The organism is Chryseobacterium rhizoplanae, from assembly GCF_900182655.1.
GTDB lineage: Bacteria > Bacteroidota > Bacteroidia > Flavobacteriales > Weeksellaceae > Chryseobacterium > Chryseobacterium rhizoplanae.
Map to the genome: position 1 here is coordinate 44,821 of NZ_FXTC01000008.1, position 21,169 is coordinate 65,989.

Annotated in this window: 14 protein-coding genes; 3 read left to right on the forward strand and 11 right to left on the reverse strand. The window is 36.9% G+C overall.

Going from position 1 to position 21,169, the window contains the following annotated elements:
• Position 1: 1 nt before the first annotated feature.
• The 4 genes from FN817_RS16915 to FN817_RS16930 form a co-directional block, all read right to left on the reverse strand.
• Complete coding sequence (locus FN817_RS16915; protein WP_228451589.1) at positions 2–2,710, reverse strand: glycoside hydrolase family 19 protein; 2,709 nt, start codon at positions 2,708–2,710, stop codon at positions 2–4.
• 198 nt (positions 2,711–2,908) lie between these two features.
• Positions 2,909–3,367: a hypothetical protein gene (locus FN817_RS16920; protein WP_228451590.1), complete on the reverse strand. Its 459-nt coding sequence runs from the start codon at positions 3,365–3,367 to the stop codon at positions 2,909–2,911.
• 78 nt (positions 3,368–3,445) lie between these two features.
• A complete protein-coding gene (locus tag FN817_RS16925; protein ID WP_047420438.1) occupies positions 3,446–4,807 on the reverse strand; it encodes a DUF5458 family protein in 1,362 nt (453 codons plus the stop codon).
• A 20-nt stretch (positions 4,808–4,827) separates the two neighbouring features.
• On the reverse strand, positions 4,828–5,274 hold the full coding sequence (locus FN817_RS16930; RefSeq protein WP_047420541.1) for a type VI secretion system contractile sheath small subunit: 447 nt from the start codon (positions 5,272–5,274) through the stop codon (positions 4,828–4,830).
• Between the two features lie 353 nt (positions 5,275–5,627).
• Between FN817_RS16930 and FN817_RS16935 the strand changes: the two genes are divergently transcribed.
• On the forward strand, positions 5,628–6,674 hold the full coding sequence (locus FN817_RS16935) for a hypothetical protein (RefSeq protein WP_142718970.1): 1,047 nt from the start codon (positions 5,628–5,630) through the stop codon (positions 6,672–6,674).
• Between the two features lie 61 nt (positions 6,675–6,735).
• On the opposite strand, the gene FN817_RS16940 is transcribed toward FN817_RS16935, so the two are convergent.
• From FN817_RS16940 to FN817_RS16955, 4 genes are all read right to left on the reverse strand, one after another.
• Positions 6,736–8,832, reverse strand: coding sequence for a M13 family metallopeptidase (locus FN817_RS16940; RefSeq protein WP_142718971.1), 2,097 nt, complete (start codon positions 8,830–8,832; stop codon positions 6,736–6,738).
• 291 nt (positions 8,833–9,123) lie between these two features.
• Positions 9,124–11,181, reverse strand: a complete 2,058-nt coding sequence (locus FN817_RS16945; protein WP_142718972.1) for a M13 family metallopeptidase — start codon at positions 11,179–11,181, stop codon at positions 9,124–9,126.
• Between the two features lie 172 nt (positions 11,182–11,353).
• A complete protein-coding gene (locus FN817_RS16950) occupies positions 11,354–14,752 on the reverse strand; it encodes a polysaccharide deacetylase family protein (RefSeq protein WP_142718973.1) in 3,399 nt (1,132 codons plus the stop codon).
• Between the two features lie 88 nt (positions 14,753–14,840).
• Positions 14,841–16,091: a CinA family nicotinamide mononucleotide deamidase-related protein gene (locus FN817_RS16955; RefSeq protein WP_142718974.1), complete on the reverse strand. Its 1,251-nt coding sequence runs from the start codon at positions 16,089–16,091 to the stop codon at positions 14,841–14,843.
• A 115-nt stretch (positions 16,092–16,206) separates the two neighbouring features.
• On the opposite strand from FN817_RS16955, the gene FN817_RS16960 reads away from it, so the two are divergent.
• A complete protein-coding gene (locus FN817_RS16960; protein WP_142718975.1) occupies positions 16,207–16,680 on the forward strand; it encodes a DUF7832 domain-containing protein in 474 nt (157 codons plus the stop codon).
• Between the two features lie 70 nt (positions 16,681–16,750).
• On the opposite strand, the gene FN817_RS16965 is transcribed toward FN817_RS16960, so the two are convergent.
• The 3 genes from FN817_RS16965 to FN817_RS16975 all read right to left on the reverse strand — a co-directional run bounded on the left by FN817_RS16965 (position 16,751) and on the right by FN817_RS16975 (position 20,050).
• Positions 16,751–17,293, reverse strand: a complete 543-nt coding sequence (locus FN817_RS16965; RefSeq protein ID WP_142718976.1) for a lipocalin family protein — start codon at positions 17,291–17,293, stop codon at positions 16,751–16,753.
• A gap of 72 nt (positions 17,294–17,365) precedes the next feature.
• On the reverse strand, positions 17,366–18,100 hold the full coding sequence (locus tag FN817_RS16970; protein WP_142718977.1) for a LytR/AlgR family response regulator transcription factor: 735 nt from the start codon (positions 18,098–18,100) through the stop codon (positions 17,366–17,368).
• A gap of 159 nt (positions 18,101–18,259) precedes the next feature.
• On the reverse strand, positions 18,260–20,050 hold the full coding sequence (locus FN817_RS16975) for a tetratricopeptide repeat-containing sensor histidine kinase (protein ID WP_142718978.1): 1,791 nt from the start codon (positions 20,048–20,050) through the stop codon (positions 18,260–18,262).
• Between the two features lie 134 nt (positions 20,051–20,184).
• Between FN817_RS16975 and FN817_RS16980 the strand changes: the two genes are divergently transcribed.
• Entirely contained in the window at positions 20,185–21,099 is a 915-nt protein-coding gene (locus FN817_RS16980; RefSeq protein ID WP_142718979.1) for an SIMPL domain-containing protein, read from the forward strand.
• The last annotated feature ends 70 nt before the right edge of the window (positions 21,100–21,169 follow it).

The window sequence follows — 21,169 nt, forward strand, 5'->3', positions numbered from 1 at the left end:
TTTATATTTTTTTTAATTTAGGTGTAAAGGTCTGGACGTGCAGATGGTCGTGATGATCTTCAAATTTAATTGCATGATTTAATAGTTTTCCATTATACTTCCAAGATAGCATACCTTTCCAGCCATATCTATAAAGAGCATCATTAAATTTATTTTGTCGTGTTTCATCCATACCTCTCCATCCACATGGATCTCCCTTTTCTTCATCATGATTTAAATAAACTTTTTTACCTGACTTATCTTTCCTAAGGTATCTTAAGTCTCCATTCATACCATTTTTATGAGATTTGCTCCCGCCTATAGATTCACCTCTTTCATTACTGAAGCCATTGAATGTATAGTCTTCATAGCCACAATCTAACATTGCCCCTAATAAAGCGGCTAATGTCACATCGTTCATATAATAACGATTGGTGTTTAGCTCTAATTTAAATTTAACACTACCATTCTTATAGTTTTTTAAAGTCCGGATATCAACTAAATATATATTATTTCCTTTTATTCGATCTTTATAAAGATCACCATAGTTATTTTTGATTTTTTTTAAATTGAACTTGCCTAAGTTATGAATATTTCCGGTTGAGTCATGGTAGAAATATTCAGCAGTTTCTCTCTTATCACTTTGTAATTTATAGTTAATTTCCCCAGTTGATGCTATTATGTGATACTCTATGTCATTATCAGAGTTTGTTTGTTGAAAGGGTTCTGTAATAACTTCTTTACATTCATCAGTCTCTAAAATCAGTTTTATTTTATTTAAAATTTCGGTCCTTGCTACTATATCTAGTGTTGTACCATGAACTAATCTAGTTGTTTCTTTAAAGTCCCCTTTTTTAGCAACTTCATTAATATCCTTTTCAGTTCCATCTTTTAATAAAACCCCATGCTTCCAAAACCAACCAGCTGATCTTACCATTAAGTCTAAATCCTGTATGAGTAAATCAGGATTAGTAACTAAATCTTTTACTGCATATTCTCCAAATCTCCTGTATCCTTTTTTTCTAGTTATCTGTAAAAGACCACGACCCCTAAATTTATATCCATCACCTGATTGTTCATTTCCATTTTCAGCAATGTTTCTATACACATAATTTCCAAGTTTTTCAGGATTTCTAAAAAAGGAATAAGGATTAGAATATAATAGAGGGTGGCTTTCTTTTTTCCAATAAGTATGAAGTGCTTGTTCAGAAGTATAATATAAATTTTCATCAATTCTGGAAAAATAGCCTGTTTCTTTGGTTAATTGGGCTAAGAAAAAAGCTTTTTTTATACACGTGTCAATATGAAATTCTAGAAGTGTTTGGTTTAAACTATCAATGAATTGTTGAATAGTAGTTGAAGAAAGATTATTTTTTCCGACAGAAAATAGTTTATTGATATTTGGATATATTTTATTGAATTCATGTATTGTAATTGGTTTTTTACAATTCGGGCATTTTTCGCCTTTAGTTTTCTCCGGTTCCGGTTGCTTCTGCACCCCCGCCGCACTCTTCACCTTGTCCACATCCATCAAGCCTTCCGAATTTACCCCAAATTTCTGAGATTCCGCAGAAAGTTCTTTGGAGATAATTTCTATAAAATAGTTTTGTTTATCTGCATCCGGATCGCCTATCGGCGATCCGATTCCTTTTTCAAAAATCTCATTGCTAATGATAAACCCTGAAGTGTCGCATATATCTGCAGGTATTTTAATCATTCTGCTTCGGTAGACTTCATCGTTAGAAGTGGTGTCATATTTCCAGATTACATATTGAATGTGCTTTCCCACCATATTTTTGGAGTGAATTCTTACCCTCACTTTATCTCCTAAAGCTACTTTGGAAAGCTCTTTTCCAGTATCATCAATGAAAACAGCTTCTATGATATTCCCTTTAGAATCGGGTTGTTTAGGGACATTTCCTTGTCCGGCCGGGAATTTTGGAGTGTCTTTCCGAGGCTGCGGTTTGGGTTGTGGCTTTGGCTGACTTTGAGCCCGTTCTTTATCATCCGGATTGGCCACATCCACATTCACCTGGCTGGCACCCTGAATTTTCCCGGAGTAAGTGGCTGTAACATAATATTCATGATTGGCTCCTTCATTTTTATCACCTCTCATCATAAACTGATTGGCCATATGACGAAGAATTTTTTCATCAGACATCAGAGGAATGGATACTTCCGCAATTCCTTTTTCATTGACACGAGCCTTGTAGCTGCGTGTGTGACGGTTGTTTTTATTAATATTGGGATCATGGCCTTTACCCGGAGCATCATCTTCCCAAAGGTGAAATTCTATTTCCTTATTGAACATGGCAATGCAGTGTGCCTGCGCAATAAGAGTATCGCGATAGCTGGCTTTATTGACATCCTTTGCTCCTCTGTTAAAGAGTACTACTTTATCGATCTTCGGAACCTTGTTGCTGTTAGGAATAATGGTAAGGCTGCCAACCAGTTCCCTGGTAATTGGAAAACCTGGTAAAATCCCTTTTTTAGTTTCATACACCTTCATTTGAAATTCTATTCCCAGCGCTATTTCCCCAAATTTGTAAGTCACTTTTTCACCGGTTTTCGGTTTTCCGGTGATATCTTTCCAGCTTCCGTTTTTCTGTTTCTTAAAAAGATACCATTCATAATCTCCATTCAGTATGAATAAAAGTCCTGAAGGCTTTATTTCGTAGGAACACGCTGTTCCTACCCGAGGATTCTGATCCCCGGCAATTTTCCCTGTCATGGCTAATAAAATTTAACTAGCTTCCTGCCGGAAGCTATTGAGACAGGTATTACTTTTCAGATTAAATTGTTGGAGAGGATGTAGGATTATATCCTCATACAGGATTACGCTTTTTTTCATTTTTGTTTTTGTGTTTGTTCAAAAACAAAAATATAAAAAATCATTATACAGTGATATAAAAAAATAACAGATTCAACGTTATTTCTTATCCACATTACAAACAGGAGCAGCTTTTAGCCACTGATAATTAAGGTTTCTGTCTTTCTTTAAAAAGCGGTATCCTTCCAGATTCTTCAGGTAAACATACATAGAATCTGTGTTTTTTATCTTTAATTTATATTGGGATAAAAACAACATAGGCATTTCTACGGTGGAATCTCTTACTGTTTTTAATACTTTTCCAGATCTTACTTTGTAAAGGTAGAATGATTTTCCACGGCCTTTTGAACTGTCTGTCAGCTTTACGTCTGAACTTGCAATGACAAGTTCACTGCCATTAAAACATTCATCTTTGTTCATGATGTATGCCTTACCTTCCTGATGCTCGTCTGCAAAAAGATCATTTTCGTATTGGCCTGGGCTTTGGTATTTTTTCTCACAACTTAACAAAAGCACCATCAATATAACGGGCAAGCCAATGATAAGTTTCTTATTCATATTAAATTTCATAGGTGTTGGTTGAAAAAAAACCGATGTAAAATTGCATCGGTTTTTGTTATGTAAAGTACGTTGATGTTACTCCTGAGTATATTCTGCATCCCATTCGTTACCATCATCTCCCTTGTGTCCGTCAAGTTTAATAACGAAACTTTTCGTAGGGAAATAAGGCGTCATACGGATATCCAGCCACACTCTGTCTTTGTTTACTCTATCCTGCTCGAAACGAACAATTTTGAATTTCTCAATCAATTTGTCCGGTCCTTTGATATTATCAAGGAAAGTTACGATCTGTCTTCTCAAATCGTCTTCGTTTTTAGCATTCCAGTTTTCGAAAGCTCTTCTGTTCAGGAAGTCTAGAAGTACTTTGGTTACGTAATCGAATACACGAACTACCGAATACGTCTGAAGACCGATATTGTCTCCTGTAAATAAGGTCTTCGCTGAGAAGGCCATAATTTTTCCGTACTCGTTTACCATGGGTACAAGACCCATTTTTTCCAACTGAGAAATTTCACTTTTCTTCAATTCGAATTTTACAGCGTCTACTTCGTTGATGTTACCATGTTTTTTACCTGCTGCTACCTGAGACATCAGGGTTTTATGGATTTTTCCTGCCAATGAAGTGGAAGGTGGAAGTTCTACGTTTTCTTCTTCCCCTACTTCTTCAGCTTTACCACGACCTACAAGCCAGTTACACGTCATAATAACGTTACTTCTGTGAAGTTCTCCTCCGGTAAGGTTCGCAGAGTGGAATAAATCTACTACGTCATCCGGTTTATCAAGGTTGGCGAAGTCTGTAACCATCATTACTTTGTTTTCGTTACAGATTTTTGCCCACTTCTCGATAACCTTGTTAGATCCTAAATATCCTGGGATTGCAAGGATTGAATAGTTATCTCTAAGATCAAGACGGTCGTAATAATTTTTGAACTCTTCTGAGATTGCATCAATGAACAAAGGATTATCCAGATCGGAAACCTGTTCAAGGCTTGCATTTACGATACTTACGTTATCCACTTTATCCAATTCTGTGTTTTTGTAGAATTGAGCTACTGTTCTGTAGTTGGTTTCCAGCATACGAACGGCATCCAGTGTATTTTTTAAGTTTGTTTTTAGGTTTTGGTCGGCCTGTTGTGCTTTACTCTTGCATGTATCGGCCATTTTATCTGCAGATTCGCTACCTTCTAAAAGGTTTACCCAAAGATTGATCTTCTGAAGAAGTTCTTTTCTTTCGTCTGCTTTATTGCTGTCATTCAGGAAGATTTCTTTTCTTGCCTTTCTTGTTGGGTTCATATTGGCAATACCGTCTACAACGGATTCAACAAAGCCAAATCCTCCCATTTTATTGAGCTCTGCAAGCGGGTTGCCTTTCGGTTGTCCCGAGTGCTGCTGCTGACCCTGCTGCTGGCTTTCTTGTGCCTGTAATTTGCTATCCATGATTTAATGTAAGTCTTTAATTATTTTTCAAGTTCTTGTGCCACTTCTTTCAATACCTCTACGAACGCTGCTCTTGTCTGATCGTTCTCCAGCATATTGCGTAGAATTTTGTTTGTTTTCAGCTGACGTACTATTTTATTGTACTGCTCCTGCTCCATGCTCAGCTGCTGCAGATAATCTGACTTCTGAGTAAGGCTTTTAGGGGTAAAGTCTCCAAGGTTTTGAAAACGGAATTCTTCTTCTACCACTCCTCCGTCTTCGGTTTCGTGTTGTACCGATATTGAAGGCTGAAAATGTTTGAAAACGTCTTCCACTGTTTTTAATCCTGTTACGATTTCAGGAGTATAAGACTCTTCTGTTGTAAGCTGGCTTACTATCAGTGATTTATTTTCCTGTATTTCCTGAATAGCTTCATTAGCGTCTACTTTTACTTCGTTTCCGCCAACACCATAATTAAACATTGCCATATTATTGTTATTTTGAGATTTCTTATTCTGGTTTGGATCTGTCTTTGAGTAATTTACAGATGAATCAAATAAATTACCAATCCAGTGTTTAAATTTAAAAAAAAACTGTAACATAAAAAATTTTACTAAGATTTTTCTTGGATCATCTAAATTTATCTACATTTATTCAACATAAAATCACCATATTACGATATCACTAAGCTATGAAAAAATAAATAAAAAAATTCAAGAAAAAATAAATAAAATTTTGTCCGCTTTATTTTTTATACAAAAGTATCCAATGAATGTTAAAATAAGAATTCCTCAATTATTACAAAAAAAAATCTTTATATTTAATCAAAGTGAACAGTGTCATGAAAGATGTAAAAATAGCGTTCAGAAAACCCATATTTCCAGTTTCAGAAGCATTACAGCAGTATCTGGAAAAATATAACAGAACTACCAAAATCAAGTTTCTGTATGAAGATCTGCTAAGGTTCAGTGACAGTGTGAGAATTCTGGATAAAGAAGGCAAAGATACTTTGTGGCTTGGGGTGTTATATCCTGAATTTGAGTTTAAAGAAATAGAAGCCAATTTAAATAAGATTTACACCTTGCTTCATTCTGATGGGGATATCGCTACTTTACCTTATCTGAAAGTGGATACCATTGACTTTTGTACTTTCGGGAATTCCAAACCTTTCCGGATTCGGGTAAGAAATGTACTGAACGATAATTATACTTATTTTTATATTAAACAGGCCGATGCTTCCCGAATATTCGGATTGGAACTTGAAGACCTGCTTTCTCCCAACCGGATTAACTTTCTGGTTTACAAAAATACTTTGATTGAAGAACATATTTTGGGAATTCCCGGAGATGTTTTTATTCAGAAACATTTATCCAGCTGCTCAGAACTTGAAAAAGCACAGATTTCCAAGGAATTTGTGAAATTCAATGAGCGTTGTCTTATTGGCCTCCTTGGCGACATGCGTTCTTATAATTATGTTGTTATTCCCATCCATGATTTCGACCAGGTGATTTACAGAATTCGCCCTATTGATTTTGACCAGCAAACGTATGAGGGAAATCTGAAAGTCTATCTTCCGCAGTATTTCAAGGAAAACAGCCAAATGGTCAATATGGTACTGGAAAAGCTGAAGCCTAGTTCTATAGAGCAATACCGCAAGGAAGTACGTTCACAAATCGTGAAAAGAGTAACGAGCAGTCAAAACAGATTTGATGAACTTATTTCTATTATGAAAAAAGACAATATTGCACCGGAAGCCAATGTTACAGAACTAAAGACTGCTTTACAAAAACTCACCTATGATGTCAATTTCAAGTACTGTAAAAGCATGGGAGACATTATAGAAACCGGAATAAAATTTGTGCTCCGGAATTATAAGAAAGAATATTAAAAAAGAGAATCCGCCCACATTGAGACGGATTCTTTCTTTTCTAACAATTTCTAAGGTAAAATTACCAGATTTTTATTCTGTCCTGAGGAGCTTTATATAGTTTGTCCCCTTGTTTAATATCAAATGCCTTGATGAATGAGTCCTGGTTTACCAGTGGCCCGAAAGCTCTGAACATTCCCGGAGAGTGCGGATCTGTTTTCACCTGGTTAATCATATACTGATCGGTAGCTTTTGTTCTCCAAACAGTAGCCCAGCTCATAAAGAATCTCTGATCCTGAGTAAATCCGCTGATCTTACCTGGATTTCCTTTATCTTTTAAATACATCTGAAGGGCATCGTAAGCCACTGCTACTCCACCTAAGTCACCAATATTTTCTCCACTTGTAAATTTACCATTCACAAAGCTTCCTTTTACAGGTTCATAAGCACTGTACTGAGCTGCCAGCTGACCTACTTTTGCATCAAAGTTTTTACGGTCCGCATCCGTCCACCAGTTATTAAGGTTACCATCACCATCGAAACGTGAACCGCTGTCATCAAATCCGTGAGAAATTTCGTGACCGATAACGGCTCCGATTCCTCCGAAATTCACTGCTGCATCAGCTTTAGGATTGTAGAAAGGCGGCTGAAGAATAGCTGCAGGGAATACAATTTCGTTGTTTGATCCGCTGTAGTATGCATTTACCGTTTGTGGAGACATTCCCCATTCTGTTTTGTCAACAGGTTTTCCTACTTTATCTAAACTTCTCTGATACTGCCATGCTGCTACATTCTGAAGGTTAGAATATAATGTTGCTCCATCTTTTGGAGATTCTACTTTTAACTGTGTATAATCTTTCCATTTATCTGGGTAAGCAATTTTCACGGTAAATTTGGATAGCTTTTCCTGAGCTTTTACTTTAGTTTCAGGAGACATCCAGTCTATGTTTGCGATATGGGATTTGAATGATTTTAAAAGGTAATCAATATACGTTTCCATCTGCTTTTTCGCTTCAGGAGTAAAGTATTTGTCTACATACAGTTTCCCGAAAGCTTCTCCAAGAACGCCATTCACAAGGGTAAGCCCTCTTTTGTTCATCGGACGCTGTTCTTTCTGCCCCTGTAAGTATTTCGCATAGAAATCGAATCTGATCTGTTCCAGACTGTCATCCAGATTGCTTGCATTTCCATTGATAATGTGATATTTCAGATAGTCTTTCAATAAAGGAAGATTTTTCTGAGTAATGAACTGATCCATATTCTGGTAATATTTCAGTTCTCCGATGATCACTCTGTCTGTATTTACACCAGCATCTTTCAGGTATTTTGCAAGATCAACATTTTTCACAAGGCCAGATAGTTCAGATACATTTTTAGGGTTGTATCTTAAGTTGGCATCTCTGTTCTGCTCAAGCGTCAATAGGTAGTTGGCAAGTTGCTTTTCAAAGTCTACCACATTCTGTGCAGCCTGTGGAGAATTTTTATATCCTAAAACTCCGAATAGTTTTCCAACATAAGTCTGATATTCAGCCAATGTTTTAGTATTGGCATCATTTACTTTCTGATAATAATCTCTTCCTAAACCTAAATCCGGGCCACCAAGATATACTGCATTCATATTGGAATTCTTCATATCAGCACCCACTCTCCATCCGTAGAAAGAGTTGTCTCCCAATCTTGTAGCCTCCAAAAGATATTTCTGAAGATCACCCAGACTTTTAATAGCATCTACTTTGGCAAGATCAGCCTTGATTGGTGACAGACCTTCTGCATTTCTCTTATTGGTATCCATAAAAGAAGCATACAGATTCTGAATTTTCTGTCCTTCTGATCCGGCAGGATATGATTCTGTAAGGATTTTGTTTAATATATCTAATGAAGCATCATCTACATTTTCTCTCAAAGCATTGAAAGAACCCCAGTTGGCTTTGTCGGAAGGAATCTGAGTAGTTTTCACCCAATTTCCGTTCACATAGCTAAAAAAGTCATCCTGCGGGCGGACACTGGTATCCATATACGATAAATTGATTCCCTCTTCTTTTGCTTCTTCTTTTACCGGTTCAGCCACTTTTGCCGTAGCTTCTGTTTTATTCTCTGTCCCTGCAGTCTTTGCTGCACCACACGAATTAAGAAATACAAAACCTGAAAGGGCAAGTATTCCAATATTTAGCTTTTTCATTAAAGATTATTTTTGATTTTACACAAACTTATCAAATATACAAACTTTAATGATATGTGATGAATGGTAATTGGTAATTCAGGGTTGAATGTTAGTTTAGAACCACCCCGTCAAAAATTCAAAGAATTTTTGCCACCCCTCCGAGGGAGGGGAATGATGGAAGTCGTTATGACAAATAGAATTCTTCCGATCTCCTAATATCTAATCCCAAAATCCTATTCACTGCTACCTATCATCTGCCACCTGCTACCTAAAAAAACAAAACCGCCCATTCCTGAGCGGTTGTTATTTTTACCAGATTTTAATTCTTTCTTCCGGAGTTTTGTATAATTTGTCTCCTTTTTTCACATCGAATGCTTTGTAGAAAGCATCGACATTGATAAGCGGACCAAAACTTCTGAAGTATCCCGGAGAGTGCGGGTCAGTTTTCACCTGGTTTACCATATATTTCTCACTGGATAATGTTCTCCAAACCGTTGCCCAGCTTAGGAAGAATCTCTGATCCTGAGAGAATCCACTGATTTTCCCTGGATTTCCTTTGTCTTTTAAGTACATCTGAAGAGCGTCGTAAGCAATGTTTACTCCTCCTAAGTCAGCGATATTTTCACCGTTTGTGAAAGTACCGTTTACAAAGGTTCCTTTTACAGGCTCATATTTGTCATATTGAGAAGCAAGGGCTTTTGTTGCTTTTTCGAAGTTCGCTTTATCTTCCGGCGTCCACCAGTCTACCAAGTTACCGTCTGCATCAAACTGCGCCCCTGAATCATCAAATCCGTGGCTCATTTCGTGACCGATAACGGCACCGATACCTCCGAAGTTTACAGCAGCATCAGCTTTAGGATTGAAGAATGGCGGCTGAAGGATTGCAGCAGGGAATACAATCTCGTTGTTTACCGGGTTGTAATATGCATTTACAGTCTGTGGAGTCATTCCCCATTCTGTTTTATCTACTGGCTTACCGATTTTAGCTAAATCTTTATTGTATTGCCATTCTCCGATGTTCTGAAGGTTTTTATACAGGTTTCCACCTTTTGCTTCAGAAATGATATTTAATTTTGAATAGTCTTTCCATTTGTCAGGATAAGCAACTTTTACCGTGAACTTGTTCAGTTTTTGCATTGCTTTTTCCTTAGTTGTTGAAGACATCCAAGCTAAGTTATTGATATGAACTGCGAAGCTTTTCTTTAAATAGTCGATCAGTTCCACCATCTGAGCTTTAGCTTCAGCAGGGAAATATTTTTCAACATATAATTTTCCGAACGCTTCACCCAAAGAACCGTTGATCAGCTCAAATCCTCTCTTGTTAAGAGCTCTTTGTTCCTGCTGCCCTCTAAGATATTTACCATAGAAAGCAAATTTCATATTTCCTAAGTTTTCACTTAAATAAGAAGCGCTTCCGTGGATCATGTGGAATTTCAGATAATCTTTGATCACAGAAAGATTCTGAGCATTTACTAATTTATCGAAATCTTTATAGAATCCTAATTCACTGATAATTACTTTATCTGTATTTACTCCTACTTTTTTAAGGTAACCAGGAAGATCAACATTTTTTACCAAAGCAGAAAGCTCCGTCATCGTCTTAGGATTGTACTGAAGCGTGTTATCACGGCTCTGCTCGTTGGTCAGATACGTCTGTGCAATGCTTTTTTCATAATCTACGATACCTTTTGCTGCTTCATCAGCATTTTTGTACCCTAATTCTTTTAGCATTGAAGCTACGTATTTCTGATATTCAGCGATAGCTTCTGTATTTTTTTCGTTTACTTTCTGATAGTAATCTCTTCCTAAACCTAAAGAAGGATTTCCTAAGTAAACGGCATTCATTTTAGAATCTTTAAGGTCTGCGTCAACACCCCATCCGTAGAAAACATTCTCCCCTTCTTTCGTTACAGAAGTAAGGTAGTTTTGAAGATCAGCCATGTTTTTGATAGCATCAATCTTATTCAGGTTTTGTTGGATAGGTTTGATTCCGTCTGCATTTCTCTTCTCCATGTTCATGTAAGTAGCATACAGATCCTGGATTTTTTTCCCTTCACTTCCGTCAGCAAATTTATCTTTCAGAAGAGAGTTCAGGATGGTCATGGAATTGTTATCCGTATCCTCAGCCAGTTTATTGAAGCTTCCCCAAGTTGGTTTATCAGATGGAATTTTGGCAGTTTTCATCCAGGTTCCACTCACGTAGTTGTAAAAATCATCCTGTGGACGCACCGAAGTGTCCATCAAGCTAAGGTCTAAACCTTTATCTGTGTTGTTCACTGCTACTTTAGCAGCTTTAGCTTGTGCGCTCATAGTCGTTTGAGTACAGATCCCTGCTATTAAAAACAAAGAAAGCGTTATTTTTTTCATTATGATAACAATTTTTAGAATATGTATGATTTATTTCGTATTTGTTACTTTTTAAGCAAACAAATTTAAACAAATAACATTACAGCATTATAAAAATTTATAAAAGATGGAAGCTGGAAGTTATGAAATCGTACAATAACTTCCAGCCTCATTCTTCTGGCTTCCCGGCTTCTTAAGAAGTGGCTATCTCTTTCACATTCCCGGTTCTTTTCAGGAACCCCCAGGACTGCATTTCGCCTTTCAGTGCTTTTCTTAAACTTTTAAACAAAACAATATACATCAGCCATCTATACCCGAATCTCTGTGGAATAATATACAGCAGATTGATTAATTTTTCACGCTGCATAATAAATGCCACTAAAGCTAAGGAAGCATCTACCAAAAGAAAGATCAGATAATAGGTGAATATTTTATCTCCGTTTCCGGACAAAATTCCAAAGAACATAATCACATCTGCCAGCGGCGAGAAAAATGGAATAATATATTGGAATAATAAAATATTCGGCATTGCCCAAAGTCCCAATCCTTTATATTTGGGGTTAAGGAAAGTCTGTCTCTGCTTCCAGAACATCTGCATGATTCCATAGGTCCAGCGGAAGCGCTGTTTTAAAAACTGGTTCGCAGTTTCCGGAGCTTCAGTAACGGCAACCGCTCTGTTTTCATTGGCGACGGTATATCCTGCTTTTAAAATTTTCACGGTAATATCACAATCTTCAGCTAAGGTATCTGATGAATAGCCTCCTGCCTCAATAATTACAGCTCTTTTGAATGCACCGATAGCACCCGGAATTACGGTAATCGCATTGATATTCGCATATGCCAGCCTGTCAAAATTCTGACTCGTCGTATATTCTATAGCCTGCCATCTGGTAAGCCAGTTGACTCTGTTTCCCACTTTCACGTTTCCTGCTACGGCTGCAATTTTTTCTTCCGGATCTGAATTTAAAAATCTCGCAACCAGATATTTTACGGCATCCTGCTGCAGTTTGGTATCTGCATCAATACACACTACATATTCTGCATCCGTCTGTGCTATTCCGAAGTTCAGGGCGGTAGCTTTTCCGCCATTTGTTTTGGTGAAAATTTTCAGTTTCGGATGATCAGGGAATGCTTCTGATACCTTTTCATAAGTGGAATCCTTACTTCCGTCATCTACCATAATAATGTCAAAATTCGGATAGGTCTGCTTCAACAGATTCTGCAAGGAAGAAACAATATTCACTTCTTCATTATAAGCGGGTACAATAATGGAAACTTTAGGATAAGATTCCAAGACCGGAAATTCGCCAAGTTTTTTCTCTTTTTTTCTTTCTTTAAAAGCCCAGTATGCCATCAGCAATAGTCTGACTAATCCTAATACAATGAAAATGGTAAACAAAGCTACCAGAAAATGGCTTATTCCATAAATTACAGTGGCCAGTACAAGGTTGAGCTGCATGATATAGTATGACTTTGTTTTCGGAACTTCAGGCATCAGTTCACTTCTGGTTTTATGCAGAATACTGGTCAGGTTGGTAAAATGATAGCCTTGTTTCTGAAGTGTAGGGATCAGTATTTTTAAAGCTTTCACTGTTTCTTCTCTGGTATCTCCGCCCGCATCGTGAAGAAGAATGATATTTCCTCTCTGTAGTTTAAGCCCGGCCATTACACGTTTTACAATTTCATCTGCTTTTATTCCCGGCTGCCAGTCTTCAGGGTCAATATTTTCCCCAATATCAAGATAATTTTGTTGTCTTGCCAGTGCTACCGGAATGATCTCTTCCGAAGTGGTAGGCTCAGAATCGGCATTATACGGAGCTCTGAACAAAATTGTACTGTGCCCTGTTACGCATTCTATCAGTAATCTTGTCAGTTTCAGTTCCAGCAAAGCTCTTTCCGGGCTTACTTTTGCTACATTTTCATGGGTGAAAGTGTGGTTTCCGATCTCATGTCCTTCACGGTAAATCCGTTTAACAAGTGGAAGGTTCTTTTCCGCATTTAATCCTACCAAAAAGAATGCTGCGGGAACATGATATTTGGACAATACATCTAATATCTGCGGAGTATACGTTTCGTCCGGACCATCATCAAAAGTCAGTACCAACTCTTTTTGGGGAGCACTTCCATATTTTTTTACTTCGTAAGAACTTGGATAAGTGATGTAGTTCTCGTCTGTAATTATTTTTTCTTTCGGATCAATTTCCAATGCAATTTTCCCGTCATGAGGAGTATTCAGAACATCCAATACTTCTCCGTCCCCGATATAATCTACCATAGTCTGCCCTTTTACATTTTCCAGGGTTTTCAGATTCAGTTTGGAAAGGCCGGCAAACGTAAGGTCTTTATCATAGAAATTCCAGACTCTGCTGTCTTCACTTCCCAGTCTCCAAAGTGCTGTTCCTGCCAATGGATATTCTGAGGAAAAACGCATTGTATTGAAAATAGAAGCGGCATCATTGAAAAATACGGTATGGGTTAAATTTTTAGAATCTGTATAAGAATAATTTAAATTAAACGTATTGTCATTAAAGTCAATGACTGCTTTACTGGCACTGGCTTTGGTAATCGCCTGCATATAAGTTACAGACGTATTGTCATCTTTATTGGAACTCCAATCGTAGCCATAAGCACCAAGACCCAAGATAATTTTTTGCGGAGAAGTTTGTTTTACGATTTTTCCGGTCTGTTCTTCGATCCATTTTTGAGAAGAAACAGGACCGGCATCACTTCCGGCAGAATATTCATCGTAAGCCATCAATACAAAGTAATCTACATAAGGATTTAATCTTGGTATGTTGTAATCATCATTATCCGTCATGGTATCCATTGTCACCAGCAGCTGATTTTTTTTGAAAGTCTCTGAAAGCTCTTTCATAAAGGCAATCAGGTTTTCATCAGAATTCAGGTTCATATCCTCAAAGTCAATATTGATTCCTTTGAAATGGTATTTTTTACATTGCTGGGTAATTTTTTGGATCAGATGGGTTCTTTTCTGAGGATCATTAAGAACTTTTACCAATCCTTCTGAATGGAATTCCTGATCAGAGTTGTTACTCAACATTGGCATTGCGGCAACTCCTGTTCTTTTAATCACTTTGTATCCTTCGGGATCTACATTGGTTTTCAGATCTCCTGTTTTCGGGTCAAGGAAAAACCATTCCGGGAAAACCAGATTAACGTGTCTTATATTTCGTTTCAGAGACATGAGAGACTGAGGATCCCAAGCTACATAGAATGCAGACCGGATTCCACCTGGAAACTGAGCCCAGTTTCTGTTCTGATTTTTATATCTTTCTTCTCTCGCCTTCTGAATTTTGTCGAGATTGGTATGGATTGTTTTTTCCGAAATAAAGCTTCTGAAACCTTTATATTCTTTGGAAATTTTATTCTCCTGAAGATAAGGTTTATTGGCAGTAATTACAGCTTTATAATCTTCTTTAAAAGGAATTTTAGGACTTCTGTCCAGGGTCATCATCAGCCCCAAAGCAAGCAAAAGCAATATTCCTACAAAGATAAAAATACGGCTTCCCCACTGTACACTTTTCCAGCGTTTTTTGCTGTTGGTCTGAAAGATCTGTTTGGAATTTTCCACGATTTTTGAAATTTATTGAATGATTCTCAAAAAGTGTGAAAAACTCTATTAAAATTAATTAAAAAAAAATTAAAAAACAGAAATGTATCTAACTGTTTATAAGAAGGCTTACAAGATCCTGAATTACCTTTTGTGAAACGAAGTTCATAAAGTCTACTCTTTCCAGATGCGGCATGTATAATTTAAATGTTTCTGCTTTGTCATTAATCCTTATCGTATAATATACCGTTCCGATATCTTTCCCATCTTCTCCTTTTCCAGGGCCGGCAACACCAGTTGTAGAAAGTGAAATATGGGTTTCAAATAATTCCTGACAGCCTTTTGCCATTTCCTGAGCAACCTCTTCACTTACTACAGTAAACTGATCTATGGTTTCTTTAGAAACATTTAAAATTTTAATCTTCTTTTCAGTGGCATAAGGTACTATTCCGCCATGGAAATATTTTGAACTGCCGGAGACTGAAGTGATCATTTTTGCCAATTCACCTCCTGTACAGCTTTCTGCCGTGGAAATGGTCAAATTTCTTTCGATAAGCATTTCTGCCAGAATATTCTCGATTTTATCTTCAGATACAGCAATTACGTGACCTTCTACTAAAGGAAGTAATTTCTGAATTTCTTCTTCAGTGATTTGTTTCAGCTGTTCTTCATTATCACCGGAAGCTGTCAGACGAAGCTTTACACGGGTTCCTACCGGAAGATAAGAAAGTGCAATATTTTCCGGAAGCGCCAGTTCCCAGTCTTCAATTTTGTCTGCAAGGATACTTTCAGGAATTCCCACAACGGAAACAATTCTGGTATGGATATAATGAAGTTTGAATCTTTCCTGTAAATAAGGAATGATCTGGTCTTTGATAAGTGGTTTTACCTCGTAAGGAACCCCCGGAAGGCTGTAAGACAGTTTACCATTCAGCTCCATCATCATGCATGGAGCCGTTCCGTAATGATTCTGAAAAACAATGGATTTGGTAGGGACAAAAGCCTGCTCTTTGTTTCTTTCGAGAATATCTGCCCTTCCTCTTCTCTCCATATATCCTTTAAGGTGATTGAATGTCACCTCATCCAAAGCAATTTCATCATTGAAATATTCAGCAAGTGCCTTTTTGGTTTTGTCATCTCTGGTAGGCCCAAGTCCTCCCGTTGTAATGACTAGGTCACCTGTTTCAAAAGCAACATTCAATGCTTCTTTAATGGTTTCAATTTCGTCTGAGATTGTAAGAATCTGAGTAACTTTTATTCCTATGTTTTTTAGTTCAGCAGCAATAAAGTTAGAATTGGTATCTACCGTGTTTCCGGAAAGGATTTCATCACCAATGGTAATCAGAACAGCTTTTTCCATATGCTTTTTTGTTGAAAAAAATTCTATGCAAATGACGGAAAATTCTGTGGCTGCAGCAATATAAATTGATTTTTTCTATTTTTGACGAAATTTATTTAAAACTACAATACAAATTATGTCTAAATATGATGATGCTTCATGGCATTATGGTGGTGATTTTCCTGAGGAACTTCCTCAGAAAAACGGAGCAACGCATACAGGAATGTTCCTGAACTGGTGCATTCAGAATGATCTGATTTCTGATGAACTGAAAGAAGATGGTGAAGAGGAAATTGAAAAAATAAAGCGCAGAGAAATCACTGGTGCAGAATTCATTATGGATTCCTGCGACGGAAAATTTTCAGAATATGACCTGAATGAGCTGGGAAATCTTTTTGCAAAGGATTATTATGCGGATGATACCGATTTCGGAAACAGATACAGCTCGTTTGCTGATGATTACGTAAATATTTTTGATGCGAAAGCTGAGGAAAGTGATTATGAATATGAAACCTTCTACCACATTGAGGATACCTACGAAAACTATGATCTGATGAAACAGGTTATTGATCATCGTTTTGAGGAATGGAAAGACTATATTAAAAACTAAAGAGCGAAAGGGCAAATTTGCAAATCACTGAAAACAATCAGTTTTTAAACGATCTTGCCCTTTTACTTTTTTATTGATTATGTTTTACCCAGATCAGTTCATTGGTATTATAACCGATTTTTTTTGCTTTCTGAAGGAAACGCTGGCGGATGCTTTCCGGAATAGTAGTGGTACGGGACAGAATCCATAAATATTTTAAACTGCTTCCTGCCACCAGAGCATATTGATAGTCTTCATCAATATCTATAACGTTATAACCGGCCCAGATTGGTTTAAAAAATGAAACTTTCAGACGGGCTTCTTTCGGATCTTTTACAAATTTTGCTTCCCCGATCGATTCATTCCATATTTTTTTAATGTAATCGTACCCTTTATTTCTGACCTGAACTGTTCCATCCGGATTCTCTGTATATTCTGCAGTAACATTATCCATATTTTTCTCGAACCTGTAATCAAAACGGGCGATCTCATACCATCTGCCAAGATATTTTTTAAGATCAAAATTCTTTACCGCAGAAGCACCCCTGGGAATTCTTACAGAATATGAATTGAAAACGATAAGCCCTAAAGCTCCCAATGAAACGGGAAGTACAATTTTATGAATGGTTTTCATGACAGAAATATTTTGGTGGTTATAATAAAACGTCAAAAATAATGCCTTTGGTCTGTTAAGGACCCATAAATTCTATGAAAAGACTTTCAGGAAATTATCTTTAAAGCTTCCTGAAACTTCAATTTCCGTATCATCAGACAACATTACGGTTCCGCTTTTATGGTAAGATTTCACAAATCCTGTATTGATGATATGGGAACGGTGAACTCTCGCAAACGGGCTTTCCAACAGATCATCGAAATGTTTCAAAAAGCGGCATACCATCTTTTTTGAACCATCTGTAAGGTAAACCTGCGTAAAATTTCCATCAGCCTGGAGTCTCACAATATCTTCAGTTTTTACGACATCAAATCCCTGCAGGGTTGGAAGAATCAGCTGCTGTTTTTCAGGTTTTAACTTCAGGTTTTCAAGCAGAATCTTATTCCGGTTGAGTTCTTCTTTTTTCTCAAGACTTTCTACTACTTTATTCACCGCAAGAATCAGCTCCTGAATGTCAATAGGTTTTAAAATATAATAACTTGCCGATTTGTTTAACGCCTGCAATGAATATTGTGAAAACGCAGTAATGAAAATGGTTTCATAGGAAAATGCTTTGGTAGCTTCCAATACGTCAAAAGCATTTCCGAAGGGCATTTCTACATCCAGGAATACCAGCTGAGGTTGCTTTTCAGCAATCAATGGCACTGCTTCTTTAATATTTTCAGCCTCGCCAAGAATTTCCACCTGTGGACAGTATTTGGTAAGATAGCTTCGTAAAACTTCTCTTGCGATGAGTTCATCGTCTATAATTACGGCTTTTATTTTCATTGAGGTCAGATATTAGGTGGCAGCCAATGGGTTGCAGATGCAAATTAAGAATTTTTAATCAATCATACAATCTGGCCAAAGAGCTTATAGAGTTATATTCCTCTTTATATTATCCTAAATTGCTATCAATTTATAAAGAAGATCTAACCTGAATTCAGATTAAATCAAATTGATCTGGAGCGTTACCAAAACTCCGGTATTATTTTCTTTATCCTGTACAGAGCAGGTAATATCTTTTTTATACAAATCGTTGAGCAGCTGAATTCTTTCCAAAGTATTTTTCATTCCTCTGCCCTCTCTTGTTTTCTGATGCTGGGTTTTCTGCTTTTTGCTTTCTTCGATACCTATTCCGTTGTCTTCAATAAGGATTTTAAGGTAGGATTCACTTTTCTCAAAGTTTAGTTTTAAAAAACCTTTTTCTGTTCTGTAGCGGAGTCCGTGCCATATTGCATTTTCCAGAAACGGCTGTATGAGCATTCCCGGGATTTGCAGGTTTTGCATATTCAGACTTTCATCTACATCAATTTCGTAATCGAATTTATCAGCAAAACGCGTTTTTTCAAGGGCAAGATAATTTTGGAGAAGATCAAGCTCCTGCTGAAAAGGAATAAAATCTTCAGTAGAATTTTCCATCACGCCACGCATCAGCTTGGAGAATTTTGTCAGATACTGATTGGCTTCCAGCTCATTATTGGTCGCAATAAAATGATTAACACTATTCAGGCTGTTAAAGATAAAATGTGGGTTCATCTCCCTACGCAAAGACTGAAGAGCAATTTTTTTATTCTTTGTCTGAACCTTTTTCAGAGTTCTGAAAATAAAAATAATCAATCCGGTAAGCAGAACCAAAGCTCCGATCAAACTATAGTTGAATACATTTTTCTTACGGATAAGCTCGTCTTTCAATTCTCTTTCCTTTTCCAGCTGTGAAATTCGTTGTTCGGTATCTTCCAGGATTTTATTGTCTACGAGACTTCTGTCCTTTGAAACAAGATTGGGAAGTTTCCCCAGAAAGTCTCTGTACAGTTGAACGGAAGCATCAATATTTCCTGAAATGGCATACAGGCTATCCAGTTTTTTTACACTTCTTTGAGCTTCCAGCGTATGACCTTTGTCCAAAGCAATCCCGTAGGCATTTTTCAACAGATCCACTGCTTCTTTCGGATCATTTTTTTTAATATAAATATCCGCCAGTTCCTGTATTTGATTAACTTTTTCCTGTGAGTTTTCTTTTACAAAATCTTCCTTCAAAACTTTCTTTTTAGCTTCAATAGCTTTTTCAAAATTTTTGTTTTCAACGTAAAGATCTGCAAGCTTCTGATTGATGGCCAAAGCTTGCTGCGGCGCTTCTCTTTTAGAAATTTTATAGGCTGTATTCAGGTTTTCTTCGGCACTGGAAACATCTTTCTGTTTAAGATTTACATCAGCCAGCTGACTGTAGCTTTCTGCAAGATCACCTTGTTCGTTTTCTTTTTTACTTAAGTTAATATTACTCTGGATAGCTTCTGCCCTAAGCTCTGGTGTAGGAGAAGAAAGCCTTGTAACATCATTGGAATTAACGGCCTTACTTTTTTCACTGTACCCCATTTGTGCCACTCTGCTATAGTTGCTGATGGCCGGGGTTATTTTATTCTGTTTTTCCTGTGACTGGGCCAATCTGCGGGTTGCTTTTTCAATATTTGGCTTGTCATTAAGTTTTTCATACAGATTTTTGGCTTTGGTATAATACTCTTCACTCTTCGGAAAGTTCCCGCTGTTAAAGAAGGTTTCACCAATATTATAATAAGAATCTGCCTGGGCAGGTTCATTTTTCGTGTCCATTGCTTTTTTCAGCTTCTTTGTTTCTACCTGTACATCTTCCACCGCAGCAGTAGTGTTATTAGTCTGGGAAGACATTGTATTTCCCCAAAGCATCAGTAAAAAGATTGAAAGAAGTGTAAACATTTTCATAAAACAAAGATATACATATATATAGTGTACTCAAAAACTATTCACCAAGCGAAAATCCCCTTTCACCAAGTTTAGTCTTTGATAATGTGAGCGTAAGGCTAAGTTTGGAGCAAAATAATTCAAATTTAAAAATCATGAAAAAACTAACTCTTACTTTTTTACTCATTACGGTATCTTTTTTAAGTCTTTCAAAAGCACAGGTCGGAGGAAACCAGATCTACAGAGACAGAAATAACAACGACTATTCCACTCCCAGAAATTTAGAATTCATCAACACCAATACCTATTTTGCTACCGATTCAACCTTAATTATCACCGTAAAAGTATTGATGAACAAAACGGCAGACCAATATAAACTTACACTGGGTTTGAATGAAGAAGCAGCCACTCCAAAAATTGCCATTGAAAATATCAACAGGAGAATCAGCGGTTTTATGAAAAGAATATCCTCAATGGGCATCAAAGACAATGATATCTTTGTAGACTTTATCTCTCAGACCAAAATCTATGACTACAACGTTAATAAAGATTCACAGACTGCCATCCAGAAAATGGATGGATTTGAAACCAAGAAAAACATCATTATTACGGTAAACAAACACTCAATGATTGAAAAACTGATCTCTGAAGCTTCAGACTTCCAGATCTATGATGTTATTAAGGTAGATTATATCAGTAGTGATATTAATAAAATCCAGGAAGAACTTCTCAAAGAGGCTTATTCGGTTTTCGACAAAAAAAAGGAAAATTATTTTAAACTGTTTAAAAAGGAAATTATTGGAAATCCCACCGCTTCTTCAGGCTTTACTTATGTCTTTCCAAAAAGCCAATATCAGAATTATACAGCTTTTGAAAGTGCCAATGTTATGTATGGATATGATTCCAAATATGTAAGAAAGGAAGAAAGAAAATCTAAAACCTTTTATTATGATGGGACAGATTATACCGGCTTTGATAAAGTAATCAATAATTCTGATCCGGAAGTGGGTATACAATATATCATGAACCTCAACGTAAAATATGATCTGAAAAAGAATAAAGGAAACTAATCATTTTTCGGAACTCACCAAGTGAAAGCTCCGTTTCACCAAGTCTCCCGGTTTCGGGCTTCTGATCGGT

Excerpts from the sequence above, each read along its gene's own strand:
- FN817_RS16915 (WP_228451589.1), bottom strand. The coding sequence starts at position 2,710 with ATGACAGGGAAAATTGCCGGGGATCAGAATCCTCGGGTAGGAACAGCG.
- FN817_RS16920 (WP_228451590.1), bottom strand. The coding sequence starts at position 3,367 with ATGAATAAGAAACTTATCATTGGCTTGCCCGTTATATTGATGGTGCTT.
- FN817_RS16925 (WP_047420438.1), bottom strand. The coding sequence starts at position 4,807 with ATGGATAGCAAATTACAGGCACAAGAAAGCCAGCAGCAGGGTCAGCAG.
- FN817_RS16930 (WP_047420541.1), bottom strand. The coding sequence starts at position 5,274 with ATGGCAATGTTTAATTATGGTGTTGGCGGAAACGAAGTAAAAGTAGAC.
- FN817_RS16935 (WP_142718970.1), top strand. The coding sequence starts at position 5,628 with ATGAAAGATGTAAAAATAGCGTTCAGAAAACCCATATTTCCAGTTTCA.
- FN817_RS16940 (WP_142718971.1), bottom strand. The coding sequence starts at position 8,832 with ATGAAAAAGCTAAATATTGGAATACTTGCCCTTTCAGGTTTTGTATTT.
- FN817_RS16945 (WP_142718972.1), bottom strand. The coding sequence starts at position 11,181 with ATGAAAAAAATAACGCTTTCTTTGTTTTTAATAGCAGGGATCTGTACT.
- FN817_RS16955 (WP_142718974.1), bottom strand. The coding sequence starts at position 16,091 with ATGGAAAAAGCTGTTCTGATTACCATTGGTGATGAAATCCTTTCCGGA.
- FN817_RS16960 (WP_142718975.1), top strand. The coding sequence starts at position 16,207 with ATGTCTAAATATGATGATGCTTCATGGCATTATGGTGGTGATTTTCCT.
- FN817_RS16965 (WP_142718976.1), bottom strand. The coding sequence starts at position 17,293 with ATGAAAACCATTCATAAAATTGTACTTCCCGTTTCATTGGGAGCTTTA.
- FN817_RS16970 (WP_142718977.1), bottom strand. The coding sequence starts at position 18,100 with ATGAAAATAAAAGCCGTAATTATAGACGATGAACTCATCGCAAGAGAA.
- FN817_RS16975 (WP_142718978.1), bottom strand. The coding sequence starts at position 20,050 with ATGAAAATGTTTACACTTCTTTCAATCTTTTTACTGATGCTTTGGGGA.
- FN817_RS16980 (WP_142718979.1), top strand. The coding sequence starts at position 20,185 with ATGAAAAAACTAACTCTTACTTTTTTACTCATTACGGTATCTTTTTTA.